Raw genomic sequence first — 15820 nt, 5'->3', positions numbered from 1 at the left:
CTTACTCACTAATTAAGGTTAACGTCATGGTTTGGTTATGTAAAATACTTTCTGACGTTTCTGGGGATGGAGTAATTTCTCCATAAGAGTAAAAACCAATAATTGGGGTATGATTTTCTAATTTAATATTTATTTCTTCAATTTCTTCTTCAACTCGTTGGTTTAGAACTAATTTTCTGCCTATGCAGCTAACAAGAATGGCTAATTCCGGTGCTTTTTTTCTGTTATTTAAGCCTTTTTGCGCAGCTATACTTGCACCATTTACAATGCCATCTACCGTGGCTAACATTAATTGTGCTTGTGCTCCTTCTTCAATATCACCAGCGAAAATCATGGTTTTATTTTCGTGATCAATATTTAATATAGTTCGTACTACGCTATGATCTTTTCCTTTTTCTGTTATATGAAGTGGGTAAAATAATGCAGAGTGGGGCAGATCTTTTGCCTTTTCTCCTAAGTATTTTTTATATAAATCTAGTGCGGGTATCCCATCTAACTCAATAAGAATATTTCCTTTTGATTTGGTTACGTTCCTCATAGGTCCAAACGGAATCCATCCGCCATGGCTTGCATAACTAACTTCTAGACTTTCACCGTACAAACCAATTAAAATTACTTCTCCTTCTTGCGGATTTTGATTTAAAGAAGCTAAGGTTTTTTCGAAACGATGATCATCTCCACATAAGCCTCCACTTATAGGTGCTTTAGAGACATTGTATTTTTCCAACCCCGCTAATAATTGGCTTGCATTACAAAATGTTCCTTCTGAAATTAAAAATATATGTTTTAAATTTTCAGGATCTAGTTTTTGTATTAAATGTTGCCCTATTGCCGTAGAGTCTTTTTCGAAATCTAGAATATTGGCTGTTTGAATATTGAAAGTTGCCTTTTCAAAACTTATAATATTAACTATAATACTGTTTTCTTGTACGGTGGTATTATGTATTTCTCCAGCTGAAGTTGCAAAAATTAAATTCTCATACGGAAATTCTTCTCGAATTTCGTTAATAATAGTTTCATCTTGTAAAAGCATTCGCTCTCCAAATATTAAAACTAATGGATTTGTGTGCAATTTTTTATCTTCGCCGTTATATTGCCAAGGAAGCGCATCTTTTTTTATTGCTTGTGTTATTTTCATAATTCTTTTTTAAAGCTAAAAAAGAAGATGGTGCCCTTTCCAACTTCGCTATCTAACCATATTGTTCCTTTATGTAAATCGATAACTTTTTTAACAATACTCAATCCTATTCCGGTAGATTTTTCATTAGTACCTAAGGAATTAAATATTTTAAATATCTTCTCATGGTGTTCTTTTGCAATACCAATTCCATTATCCTTAATGCTGAAAATAAAATGAGTAGTGTTTTCAGAAAAATCAATTTCTACAATTCCATTTTCTTTATCGGTATAGTTTACTGCATTGCTTAATAAGTTTTGAAAAACTTGTTGAATTTTAGTTCGATCTCCTATAATAGTAGGTAAGTGTTGTACTATTTCGATGTTAATATGTTTTGGAATGTAAATTAATTTCAGAATTTCATTCACCAATTCATTCACATCAATTTCTTGCCGTTGAATATTTCCTTCTTCAATGCTGGAGTATTTTAAAATGTTTTCAATTAAATGATCCATTTTTTCTACTCGCTCTTGTATTAAATCTAAATTCATCAAGCTGGTTTCACCTAATTTTTCACGGAAATCTTCCTTAGTCCAACTTAATAATGCAGAGATATTTCGTAAAGGAGATTTTAGGTCGTGCGATACAATATGCGCATATTCATTAAGGTGTTCGTTTTGCTGCTCTAGGTTTTTAAGTAAACTTTCTTTTTGAGTTTGCAGTCTTTTTATTTCTGTAATATCTAAATGAATACCTATAGATCCTATTAATTTCCCGTAAGGGTCGTAATTTGGCCCACCACTAATTAACCAGTACCGGATGTCTCCATTTTTGTTTTTGATTCGGATTTCGTAAGAATTAGCGATTCCGGAAATTCGAATATCTTTATTTTTTTTGAAGTTAGCTTCAGATTCTGGGATTAAGAATATTTCTTTAGCTTGTTTTCCAATAAGTTCATGCATATGGTAACCACTCATTTCGCAAAAACTTTGATTTGCCATTAAAATTTTGTCATTTAAATCAACTTCTAATAATCCCAAATTCATATTCGCAATAATACTACTGTATTTTTCTTTTTGCGATTTTAAATGCTCCTTATAGTTTTTTTGAATTGTTACATCATCGTAACTCCATAAATGGCCTTTATATTTGCCTTCATGATAAATAGGAATGTAACTGCGTTCGTAAATTTTACCATCTTTTAATTCTAACTCTTCAGAAATAACAGTCCTTTTTTCTTGTAAAAGTGTATTTATTCCTTTTACAAATTCGTTAGGTTTTTTTAAAATATTTTTACTTTCTTCTGCAGAGTTTGAACAATCGGCTCCTTTTAAAACTTCTGGCGGAGCATCTATTCCAAACATATTACAGAACTTTTTATTGGTAAGTAAAATTTTTCGATTTTCGTCTTCTAGTAATATACCGGTTTGAAGATTAACAATTAAAGTTGCCATTCTAGCTTCAGATTCTTCAATTGTCTCTTTAGCAATTTTTTCTTTTGTTATATCCTCAATAGTAGCTACTTGGTATTTTATTTTCCCGCGTTCATCGCGAATAGCGGCTACTCTTGTTTTGGCCCATAAGGTTTCGCCAAATTTTGTGAGATATCTTTTTTCGATAACGTAATTATCTATTTCCCCATCAGCCATTTGCGTTAGTAAATGTGTTGAATCTTCTTCTTCTTCAGGATGGGTAAGATCTTTAATACTCAATTGGTTGAACTCTTCATGTGTATAACCAAACATATCGGTAAGCGCTTTATTGACTTTAATGAGTTCTTTAAAATTGGTTTTGGTTAATGAAATTCCGATAGGTGAATTATCAAAAATTAAATCGAGTTGTTTTTTTTGTTCTTCTAATTCGTTTTTTACAATATTCTCTTTGGTTATATCTCGAGCAATTCCCTGCGCAGCAACGGGTTTTCCGTTTTTATCATAAATCATGCTGGCATTAATCTGTATCGTTTTTTCTTTTTGATTCTTGGTTATTATAACCGATTTGTAATTATTATAACTACCGGTGTGGTATAATTGTTTAAAAGCAGATTTTGTATAAGAACGATCATCTGGATGTACTAAATCGAGTAAGTTTATAGGTTCTACATCGATATTGTAACCAAGCATCTCTTTGGCAGCATCGTTCATTTTTAGAACATTTCCTTCAATATCCATTACTATATAAGCATCGATGATATTAATGAAAACTCCCTCTAATTGAGATGTTTTTTCGGTAAGTAATTCTTTTAGTCTGTTATTAGATTGTCGTAATGCTTCGGAGAGCTCAAAAAGTTCGGTTGATTTTTCTTCTAGGATTTTTTCGGCTAGTTTTCTAGCCATTTTTTCTCTTTTAAGCGCTCTTTTTAATATGTCGATTTGTTGTATAGCAGTCATTTTTTGTAGATATGAGAAATCTTACTTGAGTACCATCATCTGTGATTTTTTCTAGTTCTATGGTAGCAGACTCGTGGTAATGTTCAAATGTTTTTTCCATTAAAGCCTTGGCAAACATATACATGGCTCTTTCTGAAAAATACAAAATTTCAAGAAACTTATCCTCTTTTTTTACAATTTTAAATGTAGGAAGTTCTGCGCCAGGATATAATTTTCTTACTTGTACATGAATGTGACTTTCTATAGAAGCTAACATTTCTAAAGGATCTTTATACAAAGAGAAAATTGCAGGATGATGATCTGTTAATACTTTGAAGAAGTATAATCCGTAATTATAAATTAGATCATCTAAAGATATATTAGTTCTTTCGCTTAAGTTTATTAATAGGCTCTGCATTTCCAAAAAATCATAAGTGCCCACTGAAGTATACACTCCGCCAGATTTTAAATTGGCAGCTTCTATAATATGGTCTACTACTTCAAGTCCGAATTTTTCTTCAACCATATCTAAAAATTCTGTAAATACGATACCTTTCATAATTAGTTATCCTTTAATTAATTCATTTTGACTCCAATATTCTAATGCGCTTTTAAGCTTTTCAACATAATTTTCATATTTAAGCGGTTTAATAATATAACCGGCTATACCAATTTTGTAGCACTCTAACAAGTCTTTTCGATTACTAGAAGTTGTTAGTATAATAGTAGGGATATATTTTAAAAGCTCGTCGTTTTTTAAAATTGAAAGAAATTCAATGCCGTTCATTTTTGGCATATTTAAATCTAGAAATATGATATCAGGTAGTTGGTCTTTCTTTTCGAGATGAACCAGAGCTTCTTCACCATTTTTTGCTTCAATAATTTGGTGAGGTAATTGAAGGGATGAAATGGTTCTGTTCAATTTCATTACTTCAATCATATCGTCTTCTATAAGAAGTATCGTTAGTTTTTTTTTCATTTTTATCGTATTTCCTATAACAAATTTGAGCAATTTTATCTGTTATTATAACTCCAATTCGTTTAAAATATTGGCTATGTAGTTTAATGGTTGTTAAGTGTAGACGAATGGTTTAAGCTGATAAGTAACTAAAACTTTTAGTGAAAAGCTATATAATGAATGATTTAATATAGGTTATTCAAAATCCTAGAAAAGTAATACTTATTAAGAAAAATAAAATTTAAAGAAATAGGTGTAACCGAAATCTCTAAATATTACTTTTTACTTTTATATACCCTGTGAAATTATGTTTTTATGCCTTTTATCTAATGATTTTCTTTCTTTTTTGTGATAAAATATACTTATAAATCGATAAAAAGTATTTTTATTTAATTTTTTAACAATTTTGTGTTTGTTTTATAAGTAATTTTTTAAAATGTAAGAATTTTGTGTTTTTTATGGAATTTTTAAGATGTTATGTCGAAAAAAATATATATATGTCCAAAGTATGAGTATTAATTCCTTATTTAGTTCTGTATTCAAAAAAATATTTTAGTTGATCATACCCCTAATGATCGAAGTGGCGGAGCCATATTAACTAATCCTCTAGAATACTTTATCTCCTTTTTTTAAAATTATACTAACCAATAAAATATGATGGGAATATGAAGTGGTTTGTTTTATATACAAAAAGTAAATTCGAAAAAAAAGTTGCAAGTCATTTATCGAAACTTGGTTATGAAGTTTACTGCCCGATGAAAGAACGAGATAGTAAATATTATGGGAAGTCAAAATTGATAGAAGAACCTTTGTTTAAATCTTATGTTTTTGTGAAACATGCTAAAGGACCTAAGACTGATGTACTAGTAACTCCTGGGGTAGTAAAATATCTTTACTGGTTAGGCAAACCAGCTATTGTTCGAGAAGAAGAAATTAATGCAATTGAGAATTGGCTTTCCAAAGGAAATGTTGATGAATGTTTAATAACTTCTATTTCTTCTGGAGATCGAATAAAGATTAAAAAAGGAGTTTTTAAGGGGAAAGATGGAGTTGTTAAAGAAATAGGAAAAGGTTCAGTGAAGATAATTTTGCAAGAATTGGGATGTTCCGTTATTCTAAAAACTACCTGTATAGTTTAAGTTATATGCGTAACAGTTATATTTCACTTGATTTAAAAATATAACCAGTTGTCGATATTAAATGTTGGTAATTAACTTCTAATATTCCAATGTTTTAGTATTTATATTCAGCCAATTTAATAGAGATGATAAAAAAAATAGCTTTAGAGACGATTGTTTCTCAAAGTCGCCTACGCCAATGGTCTAAAATTATATTAGTTTTTGTAGCGGGTCAGGGGGCAGTACAACTTACGCAATTGTTAAGCGGTTTTTTTTTAATCCATTGGCTATCGGTAGAAGAGTATGCACAATATAGTATAGCGTTTGCTTTTCAAAGCACTGCGCAGGTATTAGTGGAATTAGGAATTTCAGGTTCTGTGATTGCTTTGGTAGGTACACGAATTCATGAAAAAAAAGTAATAGGAAATTATATAAAGGCAGGAAAATTTTATAGAAATCGGTTATTTTTAGTGGTAGGATGTGTATGTGTGTTCGCTTTTCCATATGTAACCTATCAGCACCAATGGCCAATTTCGGTAACTATAATTTTACTGATATGTATTCTAACTAATTTATTTTTTTCAGGAAATACAGCTTTTTATATAACACCGTTAATGATTCATAAAAAACTGAAAGATATTTATCAGACTCAGTTGTTTAGTGGTGTAGTTCGTCTATCATTGCTAGGGTTACTGTATTTAGGTACTTTTATAAATGCATGGTTAGCGGCTTTAACCACCAGTATAATGGTGTGGTTTAACGGCTTTACATTTAGAAAAAAATCACAAGAATATATAGTAGAACCCGAAGCTAGTGATTTGACTGTAAGAAAAGAAATGACAGCTTATGTAAAACCCGTAATACCGGGTATTATATATTCTGCTTTTAGTTCTCAAATTTCATTATTTATAATTGGGATTTTCGGTGTCTCACAAAATATTGCTGAGGTAGGCGCTTTAGGAAGATTAGGCCAAATGTTTATGATTTTTAATATGGCCAGTTCAACTTTAATCGTTCCATATTTAGCTAAACAACCTAAAGAGAATTTAAGTAATAAGTTTGCATTTATACTAAGCGGAGCTACTGCTATAGCTATTATATTAGTTTTAGTTGGTTTTTTTGTTCCGGAACCCTTATTATGGATTATGGGAGAAAAATATGCTCATCTTCGGCAGGAAGTGAGTTTATTGATGCTGAATTCTAGCATATTATTTATAAATGTGTTGATGTGGGATATGAATTGTTCCCGAAAATGGCTGTGGTCGTGGATTCCCGTTGTAAGTATCTCTACAAATATAATATTGCAGTTGATTATGATTATAACTATGGACTTAAGTACTACCTATAATGTATTGATATTTAGTGTTATTCTTAGCGTTTTCAATCTTTTAAATAAAATAATTGTAACCCTAATTGGTTTAAAGAAGACTAAAAATGAAATTAATTTACTATCAGGAGAATAAAAATTTTGGAGATGCTTTAAATCCTTATATTTTCAATAGATTATTGCCGAATTTTTTTGATGAAGAACCTTCTTCCATTTTTTTAGGGATAGGCTCTATTTTACAATTTCGTTTTCCGGAAGCAAAGAAAAAAATAGTTTTTAGTACAGGGTATGCTTATGGTAAACCACCAATTTTAGACAGTTCGTATGATATTCAGTGCGTACGAGGGCCGTTAACCGCTAAAAAACTAAAAATGGATACCAAATTAGCGATTACAGATGGTGCTGCATTATTAAAAACCTTTTCTTTTCCTAAGAAAACTAAAACTATTAAAGTGGCTTTTATGCCTCATCACGAAAGTGCTTTATTTTACGACTGGAAAAAAGTATGCGAAATAGTCAGTTTTCAATATATCAATCCGTTAGATGATTTTGAAAAGATTTTGCAAACCATTCTATCTTCAGAATTAATTATAACTGAAGCTATGCACGGAGCAATAGTGGCAGATGTATTTCGTGTGCCGTGGGTGCCACTAAAATTATATCCGCTAATTAATGAATTTAAATGGCAAGATTGGACGGCTTCTTTACAGTTGAAGTATAAGCCTAATTACTGCAAGCCTTTATACGATATTACAGCTACACAACAAAAGGTGAAAACTCGATTAAAAGCTGATAATTTTCTAACTAAAAATCTGTCGAAAGTATATTTTAATTATCAAGAAATGATAAAAAAAGATAAGCTTCTGAAGGATTTTGAAGGATTAAAGAATGCTCCCAGTTTTTTAAGTAATGAGCCGGTTTTAGATGTAAAAGTAGCACAGTTGCAAGAAAAAATAAGTGTTATTCAAAAAAAGTATAGTCGAATTAATATGCTTTAATAATGAAATTAGATAAGATAATTACCCTAGCCAATAAACAGGTTAAAATTCAATTTTTTGCAATGGAACGATCACTTAGAGCTACTGGATGTAAGCTTCCTTTGTGGGTTATTCCATTTAACGAGGATAAATTTGAATTGCCCGATAACGCATTTTGGTGGGAAGATAAAGCGATTTTAAATTGGACTAAAGAACATAACATTTTCGAAATGTGTCGAAAATATCAGTGTTTTCTAACAAATAATTATCAATATGTCGATTCAGATATCATTTTTATTAGAAATCCCGAAGAAGTTTTAGCAGCTCATCAAGGGTTTATTAGTTCTTGTACACATTGGAATAATCCAGACCATACTTACAATGCAGAGAGTCGTTCATATTTCAAAAGTAAAAGTACTATTTGGCAACAAGGAGTCTTTAATGCTGGACAATTTGCGTGCGATAAGCAGTTGTATTCAGTAGAGAAATTAAAAAAGGTTTGCTTAGGGAGGTATCGTAAAACATTAATCGATCAAATTAATATTTATAAAGATCAAGTTGCTATTAATTTATTAGTGCATTTAACGGGTATTAGAGTAACTAACTTAACACTTCCTCCCTTCAATATGCAATCGACCTGGGCAGGCGATTATGAGCATAAAGGTTTTGAAGAAATCTATTGGATAGAAGAAGCTAAAAAACCTTATATAATTCATTGGGCAGGTATACCGAAATATAAAAAGATGGCAATAAATACATATTTCTCTAAATATCTTAGTGAAACAGAAAAGGAAGAATGGAGTGCTTTTATCGAGATAGAACGGAAAAAACGAAAAGAATGGTCTATACGAAACTTAAAGAACCGATTACATCATATTAAAAATGTGCTGAAAAGTGCCTAGAATTTTTATCAATAATGATCAAAATATCTATAGTAATTCCGACACGTCATCGAAATGAACATTTAAAAGAATGTTTGAATTTATTAGCGCCAGATGTGCAGACTTATCCGAAAGAAAATTATGAAATTATTGTTTCTGATGATGGAAGTACAAGTACAGCCGAGAATTTAATAAAAGAAAATTATCCTTGGGTTAAGTGGGTAGCAGGTCCCCGGAAAGGTCCTGCAGCAAATAGAAACAATGGTGTTCGTTATTCTCAATTCGATTGGATAGCATTTACAGACGACGATTGCCTACCGGATAAGAATTGGTTACAAGCTTATAGCCAAAAGCAAGCTAATTTTTTAGAAGAAAATATATTTGAAGGTAAGACAGCTGCCGACCGACCCCAAGAGCGTTATAATGAAGTATCTCCAATTAATACAACAGGAGGGTTACTATGGAGCTGTAATTTGATGGTTCGAAAAAGCTACTATTTTAAAATAGGCGGCTATAGTGAAGATTTTAAGTTTGAATTAGAAGATATTGAATTTAGAACCAGGGTAATAAAAGATGGGCAACAATTAGTTTTTACAGATAAAGCCTATGTATGCCATCCCTGGAGAAAAATTGATAATAACTATAAAGTAGCAGCAGATAGTGTGTTGATTTTTTTAAAAAAACACCCCGATCATATTAAATATTATTCACTAATTACAAGATTGAAAATAATTATAATGATGAGTTTTCAGCTGCTAAAAAATCTTACCAAGTATAAAAGTAGAGGATTAAAATATGCTTTAGTAGATATAGCATATGAATTGAAAAGTGCTTTTCTTATTCAAGCTAAAATTACTGCAAATCAAAAAAAGTTTTAATAAGCGTAACAAAAAAATTAAAAAAGATATGGCAAAATATTGTGTGTTTGGCAGCTCTGGATTTATAGGTAGTTATTTAGTTAAGCAATTACAAGAAGAGGGGCATGAAGTTATTCAGGTAGGCAGAAAGAAAAAGGATGTTGTAAATTATTACGATTGGGACGGACTAACTTATTTGAAATTAGAACGTTTGATGGATGGGGTGACAGGAGTGGTTAATTTGGCATATGCTTCTACCCCTAAAACAAGTTTTGATGATCCTATAGCTGATATTCGAGATAATCTTCCTTCTATAGTTAATTTTTTAGAATGGATGAGTTTTTTCTCTCTAGATAAAATAATAATGGTTTCTACAGGAGGAGCTATTTACGGAAACACTAATGAAAATCCAATTTCAGAAAAAGCAGCCACCAACCCTATTTCTCCTTATGGCATTACAAAATTGGCCGTAGAGAAGTATTCTTCAATGTATTTTACGCATAAAAAATTACCAATTGTAATAATACGTCCAGGAAATGCTTATGGTATAGGGCAAAAACCATTTATAGGACAGGGTTTCATTGCGACAGCAGCATATTCTATTTTAGAACGTAAAAGGTTGAAAATTTTCGGAAAAACAGGAACTGTTCGAGATTATATTCATGTAACCGATGTAGCTAATGGTATCGTTAAAGCTTTAGAGTATGGTCAGGTAGGTGAGACTTATAATCTGGGGACAGGAAAAGGTGTATCTACTAAATATTTGATCGATTTATTATCGAAGATATCACAAAAAGATGGTTACGAAGTACCTAATATCGATTATGAATCTTTGCGGCCATTTGATGTAAAAAGAAATGTACTTAACTGTAAAAAGTTACAACAACATACTGGCTGGTTACCAACTACTAATATAAAAGAAGGTATTCAGGAATACTGGGAACATGCGCTAAAAACGCATCGACAAAAATCCTTAGATCGCATTTTGTGGATTTAAGACTTAGCATAAAGTAGATAAAGATGGAATGTATTAAAATTGTAGATCCTAGAAAAAAAGTAGTTCTTTTTTTGAGCGACCCGGCCGATATAACTCGAGAACGAAAAGCCTATTTAGCAGCATTCGAACAAAATAATGTCACAGTAGTTTGTGTAAAAGATACAGAATTAAAAAGAACGATTGCTAATATTAATAATGATATTATATGTATTCTGTATCCAGATCCCTGTAATGCATTAATTCCTGATGATATTTTGCAATATAATATTCCAACGGCTTGTTTTCAGATTGATGCATACGATGGAACAGCCGCTCGTTTTCGGCAATCAATGCTTTTCGATTATGCTTTTATTTTTCATCCTGAATACGACGAGCTTTTAAAAAAACAGGGACATTCTGGGGCAATTTTGCTACCTCACGCGGTAGAAACTAATTTATATCCATCATTCAATAAAAATAGAACTATAGAAGTAGGTTGGGTTGGACGTTTAGATGGATCATTCTATAAAAATAGAAAGGAGCAAGTAGAAGCAATTAGTAGAAAGTTTACCATGAATAATATTTTTCGATTTTATAATCGGAAAGAATTAATTGAGGTGTACACCAACTCTAAAATTGCAGTGAATATTTCTCGAGACGATTATATGATTGATGCTAATTTAAGATGTTTCGAAATTATGGCTTCAGGAGCCTTATTGCTAACTAAAATGCCAACAGAATTAACGGCTTTACCATTAAATGAGGGAGAACATTTTGTAGGCTATACCGATACTGAAAATTTATTAGCTAAAATTGAATATTATTTAGAGCATGATTCAGAACGTATTCAAATAGCTTTAAATGGATATAAAGCAGTAAACGAGAAACACGATTTTTATCATAGAGCTGCTAAAATTATTGAACTTATTCAAACTACAAATCATCAAAAAATAGCACCTGCTAAATCTTGGAATAAGCAGAAAGTAAATCAGGTTTTATTTGAATATTATTCGCATCGAAGGATCTTACTGAGAACGCTTAAATATGGATTCTTAGTGCTTTTTTCTAGGTATACAAAGCCTTACTATGTATTTAAAAATATTGCCCGAATGATTTTTTTAAACTTTAAATTTTATATTAAATAATATGAGCCTAATAATATTACACGTAGCCGATATTAAAGTTGATCCTTTTTCGGGAATGGGACGAATTGTTTATTTCTGGAAAAAAGCTTTTGAAGAGGCTGGACATACTTTTTATCATATAGGGAGAGAAGAGGTACCTTGTAATCATCCTTCAGAGTTTTTGGGAGGAGCTATGCGTTATTACAAATTGCATTATCGGCATAAAAAGCCCGATGTAATATTAGCTCACGAACCGGTCTCAGGTAAATTCATCGAAACAAAAATTCCAGTAGTTTTATTTAGTCATGGAATCGAACAACGTGAGTGGAATTTGCGTAATACTAAATATCAAAAGTTTCATGACCCTGTAAGGCTAAAAAGTAAATTGTTATTCCCGATTTGGCGGTTAAAAAATTGTAATCGCGGGTTGAAGAAATCTATTCTTCTATTACTATCTAATAGTGAAGACCAGCAGTATGCGATACAGCGATATAATCGGAAAAAAGAAGATATTGTAATTTTTAGAAACGGAGTAAAAAAAGATTTCTTAAATGTTGAAAATCGATTAAATTCAAATTTGAAAGCCTGTACCATTGGATTTAGCGCTACTTGGATCCGTAGAAAAGGAACCGATTTAATTGTTGAAGCAGCTAAAAGATTACAAGCACAAAATATTGAGGTAAAATGGTTGCTGTTTGGAACTGTTTTTACAGAAGAAGAAGTAAAGAAGGACTTTCCGAAAGAAATTCATCCTAATATTGATGTAATTCCAAAGTTTAATACTACAGAAGAAAAAAGCCTTTTTCAGCAGTTAGACTTGTTTATTTTACCAAGTTTCTTTGAGGGGCAATCGTTAGCCTTGTTACAGGCCATGGGGGCAGGGTTATGTAGTATTGCATCAGATTGTTGTGCACAAATCGATTTAATTCAGCATAAAGAGAATGGGTTACTTTTTAAAACTGGAAATGCTTCTGATTTATTAGAGCAAATTAAATTTGCAGTAAACAATCCAGATTTAAGAAAAAAATTGGGCGAAAATGCAGCAAAAAGTGTTGAAGATAGAGATTGGAGTGCTGTTTCAGAAGAAGTGGTTAAGCATATAGAAAAAATTGCTTAATAATACAAAAGCAGTAAAAATATGATTTTACAGAAGCTTTTATTTAAAATAAGAACTTTCAGTAGATATTTATTAGAAAAATTAATTATTCTGCCTTACTCGTTGGCAGGGTTAAAGGTAGGAAATAACACTAGGCTAGGTAAACCTTCTTTTACTTGGCCACATCAAGTTAGTATTGGTAATAATTGTTTATTAGAAAAAAATATTTTTTTTCGGTATGATGGAGTTTGGTCTAAAGGTCCTTCTATAATTATAAAAGATAATGTATATATAGGATCAAATGCCGAATTCAATATAAGTGATCGTATTGTAATTGGAGAAAATAGTTTAATTGCTTCCGGATGTAAATTTGTAGATCATGACCACGGTTATAAATCTTTAGCGATTCCTATCCGGATTCAGCCACCAGAAGTTAAGAATATTGTAATTAAAAACAATGTTTGGTTAGGCTTCAATGTTATTATTCTAAAAGGTGTAACTATTGGAGAAGGGGCAATTGTAGCGGCCGGATCGGTAGTTACAAAATCTATTCCCGATAGGGAAATATGGGGCGGTATACCCGCTAAAAATATAAGAAATAGAGTCGATGAGAACGTTATTAATAACTTGCGGATGTCTTGAATTATCTAAAGATGGTATTGGAGATTATAGTTTTAATCTGGGAAAAACGATTAGCACATACACTATAAAAGTGGTGCTGGTAAGTTTAAATGATGCGTACGTAAGAGAATTTAGAGAAGAGAATAAAGATAACTTGGCAATATGTAGAATTCCACGATCGAAAAAATGGAGTGAAAAAGCACATATTTTTAAAAATATACTCGAAACAGTTAGTCCTGATCATATTAGTTTTCAGTATGTGGTATATGCTTATCACGAAAAAGGATTGCCCTGGTTGGCGAATCGATATATTGTTAATATTCTTAAAAATTATGAGACAAGTTTAATGTTGCATGAACCTTGGATTGGAAGGTCAAAAACTGATACTTTTCCGAATAAAATTATAGGTTTGTTGCAACGAAGATTAATCTATCAGTTGGTTAGAAATATAGCTCCAGTAAAGGTGTTTACTAGCAATAACACCTTTCATAAGTTGCTTAAATTTTATGGAATTTCTAATGAAGTTTTACCCTTGTTTAGCAATATACCTTTTACAGAAAATGCAGCTCTACTTTTTAAAAATGAATTAAAAAATAGGAATACAGAAATTACTAAAAATCAATTGAAAATAGTACTTTTTGGTAGGATTCCTTTTCGATGGAAAATTAGCTCTTTTGCGAAATGGTTGGGTTCAACTAAAACAACAATTTTTACCGTAGGCAGGTCTGATCAGCAACAAGCTGTATATTTTAAAAAACAAATAACAACTATAAATTCTTCGATTTGTGTTGAAATTTTAGGAGAACAAACTTCGGATATCATTTCGGGTATTTTACAATATGCTGATGTAGGTTTAGCCTTAACTCCGGCGGAAATTATGGAAAAAAGTGGAGTGGTAGCTGCTTATAAAGAACATGGTTTACCTATAATTTCGGCTGGAATAAATGAAGATTTTAGGGTGTTAAAATCAGAAGAAATTACACCTAAAAATTATATTTCTTTAAATAAACCACTAAAAGAACAATATTTAAATTTTAAAAAGAAGAATCCCTATTCGGGAGTTGACAGTGTTAGCAGACAATTTCTAGAAAGTACAACCACTTATCATTTTCAAAAAGCAGTGTTTATTTAATTAAAATTAATTATTATGAAAGTTATCGTATCTCACCCTAATAGCAATCAGTTTAATCGTTCTGCTTTAGATGGACTTTTAGCAAAAGGAATGCTTCAAGAATTCAATACTGCTGTAGCTTCTTTCCCTGGAAGTTTTTTAGATAAAGTTTCTAAGATTAATGCATTTTCAGAAATTAAGCGTAGAGGTTTTGTGGGGAATTTACAACCATTTACACATTGTTCTCCTTGGGTAGAAACAGGACGATTACTGGCTAATAAAATAGGACTTAATCCACTTATAAAGCATGAAAGCGGAATATTTTCGGTAGATGCTGTTTATAAAAATATTGATGCTAAAACAAAATCAAGACTTAAAAAAGCTAAAAATAAAGGCGCACAAGGAATTTATGCTTATGAAGATGGTGCTTTGCAGACATTTAGAGAAGCTAGAAAAATGAATTTAGCTTGTTTTTACGATTTACCTATTGGCTATTGGCGGCACGCTAGAAAGTTGTTAGGAGAAGAAAAGCAACGTTCTCCTGAATGGGTATCTACGCTTACCAGTTTAAAAGATTCAGAAGAAAAATTAGCAAAAAAAGATGAAGAACTGGCATTAGCAGATATGATTTTTGTAGCCAGTACTTTTACAAAAAATAGTCTGCAAGATTATCCAGGTACATTACCTGAAATTACAGTTGTTCCTTATGGTTTTCCTAATCCAATTTCTGGACGTAGCTATAATAACTTGAATGCTAATAAAAAACTAAAAATACTATTTGTAGGAGGTTTGTCTCAGCGAAAAGGAATTGCAGATGTATTTAAAGTTGCAGAAAATTTTAAATCTGAAGTAGAATTGACTGTAGTGGGGTATAAAGCGACTAATGATTGTGAAGCACTAAATAAAGCACTTCAACAACATAGATGGATTCCTAGTTTACCACACACTGAAGTATTGGCATTAATGCAGGAGCACGATGTATTAGTATTTCCTTCATTATTTGAAGGTTTTGGGATGGTGATTACAGAGGCTATGTCGCAAGGAACTCCAGTTATAACAACCGAGCGAACAGCAGGTCCCAATTTAATAGATCATGGCGAAAACGGTTGGTTAATTAATGCAGGTTCAATACAGTCGCTTCAAGATTGTGTACAAGAACTTTTAGCCGATAAATCTATTATCGCTAAAGTCGGAAAAAATGCTCTGGAGACCGCTTACCAACGGCCTTGGAAAACTTATGGTGAAGAATTGGCACAGGCAATGGAAAATTATTTTTTAAAAAAATAAA

15 protein-coding genes are annotated in these 15820 nt (G+C 31.5%); 11 read left to right on the top strand and 4 right to left on the bottom strand.

Annotation, left to right across the window (positions count from 1 at the left end; translation table 11 throughout):
- Window position 1 precedes the first annotated feature (1 nt).
- The 4 genes from ACN0WI_RS08735 to ACN0WI_RS08720 are packed head-to-tail and all read right to left on the bottom strand — an operon-like array spanning window position 2 to window position 4465.
- Window positions 2–1138, bottom strand: coding sequence for an FIST signal transduction protein (locus tag ACN0WI_RS08735; RefSeq protein WP_417886326.1), 1137 nt, complete (start codon window positions 1136–1138; stop codon window positions 2–4).
- Window positions 1135–3507: a PAS domain S-box protein gene (locus tag ACN0WI_RS08730; protein WP_417886325.1), complete on the bottom strand. Its 2373-nt coding sequence runs from the start codon at window positions 3505–3507 to the stop codon at window positions 1135–1137. Before ACN0WI_RS08730 ends, ACN0WI_RS08735 begins: the two co-directional genes overlap by 4 nt.
- Complete coding sequence (locus tag ACN0WI_RS08725; protein ID WP_417886324.1) at window positions 3464–4045, bottom strand: heme NO-binding domain-containing protein; 582 nt, start codon at window positions 4043–4045, stop codon at window positions 3464–3466. The genes ACN0WI_RS08730 and ACN0WI_RS08725 overlap by 44 nt, the downstream gene beginning before the upstream one ends.
- Window positions 4046–4051: 6 nt before the next feature.
- Window positions 4052–4465, bottom strand: a complete 414-nt coding sequence (locus tag ACN0WI_RS08720) for a response regulator (protein ID WP_417886323.1) — start codon at window positions 4463–4465, stop codon at window positions 4052–4054.
- A gap of 644 nt (window positions 4466–5109) precedes the next feature.
- Between ACN0WI_RS08720 and nusG the strand changes: the two genes are divergently transcribed.
- From nusG to ACN0WI_RS08665, 11 genes are all read left to right on the top strand, one after another.
- Entirely contained in the window at window positions 5110–5583 is a 474-nt protein-coding gene (gene nusG, locus ACN0WI_RS08715) for a transcription termination/antitermination protein NusG (RefSeq protein WP_417886321.1), read from the top strand.
- A 125-nt stretch (window positions 5584–5708) separates the two neighbouring features.
- The gene (locus ACN0WI_RS08710; RefSeq protein ID WP_417886320.1) at window positions 5709–7025 is read left to right on the top strand and encodes a lipopolysaccharide biosynthesis protein; all 1317 of its coding nucleotides are present in this window, start codon (window positions 5709–5711) and stop codon (window positions 7023–7025) included.
- A complete protein-coding gene (locus ACN0WI_RS08705; protein ID WP_417886318.1) occupies window positions 6997–7887 on the top strand; it encodes a polysaccharide pyruvyl transferase family protein in 891 nt (296 codons plus the stop codon). Before ACN0WI_RS08710 ends, ACN0WI_RS08705 begins: the two co-directional genes overlap by 29 nt.
- A 2-nt stretch (window positions 7888–7889) precedes the next feature.
- Complete coding sequence (locus tag ACN0WI_RS08700) at window positions 7890–8768, top strand: hypothetical protein (RefSeq protein WP_417886317.1); 879 nt, start codon at window positions 7890–7892, stop codon at window positions 8766–8768.
- A gap of 14 nt (window positions 8769–8782) precedes the next feature.
- The gene (locus ACN0WI_RS08695) at window positions 8783–9625 is read left to right on the top strand and encodes a glycosyltransferase family 2 protein (protein WP_417886315.1); all 843 of its coding nucleotides are present in this window, start codon (window positions 8783–8785) and stop codon (window positions 9623–9625) included.
- A gap of 28 nt (window positions 9626–9653) precedes the next feature.
- Window positions 9654–10601: an NAD-dependent epimerase/dehydratase family protein gene (locus ACN0WI_RS08690; RefSeq protein ID WP_417886313.1), complete on the top strand. Its 948-nt coding sequence runs from the start codon at window positions 9654–9656 to the stop codon at window positions 10599–10601.
- Between the two features lie 23 nt (window positions 10602–10624).
- On the top strand, window positions 10625–11725 hold the full coding sequence (locus ACN0WI_RS08685; RefSeq protein WP_417886311.1) for a glycosyltransferase family protein: 1101 nt from the start codon (window positions 10625–10627) through the stop codon (window positions 11723–11725).
- 1 nt (window position 11726) lies between these two features.
- Entirely contained in the window at window positions 11727–12821 is a 1095-nt protein-coding gene (locus tag ACN0WI_RS08680; protein WP_417886309.1) for a glycosyltransferase family 4 protein, read from the top strand.
- A gap of 21 nt (window positions 12822–12842) precedes the next feature.
- Window positions 12843–13442, top strand: coding sequence for an acyltransferase (locus tag ACN0WI_RS08675; protein WP_417886307.1), 600 nt, complete (start codon window positions 12843–12845; stop codon window positions 13440–13442).
- Window positions 13408–14553, top strand: a complete 1146-nt coding sequence (locus tag ACN0WI_RS08670; RefSeq protein ID WP_417886306.1) for a hypothetical protein — start codon at window positions 13408–13410, stop codon at window positions 14551–14553. Before ACN0WI_RS08675 ends, ACN0WI_RS08670 begins: the two co-directional genes overlap by 35 nt.
- Before the next feature lie 15 nt (window positions 14554–14568).
- Window positions 14569–15819 (top strand): glycosyltransferase family 4 protein, encoded by a 1251-nt coding sequence (locus tag ACN0WI_RS08665; RefSeq protein ID WP_417886305.1) that lies wholly within the window; start codon window positions 14569–14571, stop codon window positions 15817–15819.
- Window position 15820 lies beyond the last annotated feature (1 nt).

Origin of the sequence: Zunongwangia sp. (genome assembly GCF_048269745.1) — a bacterium.
GTDB lineage: Bacteria > Bacteroidota > Bacteroidia > Flavobacteriales > Flavobacteriaceae > Zunongwangia.
Note: the sequence above shows the minus strand (reverse complement) of the source record. Positions and strands in the feature narration are given on the sequence as shown.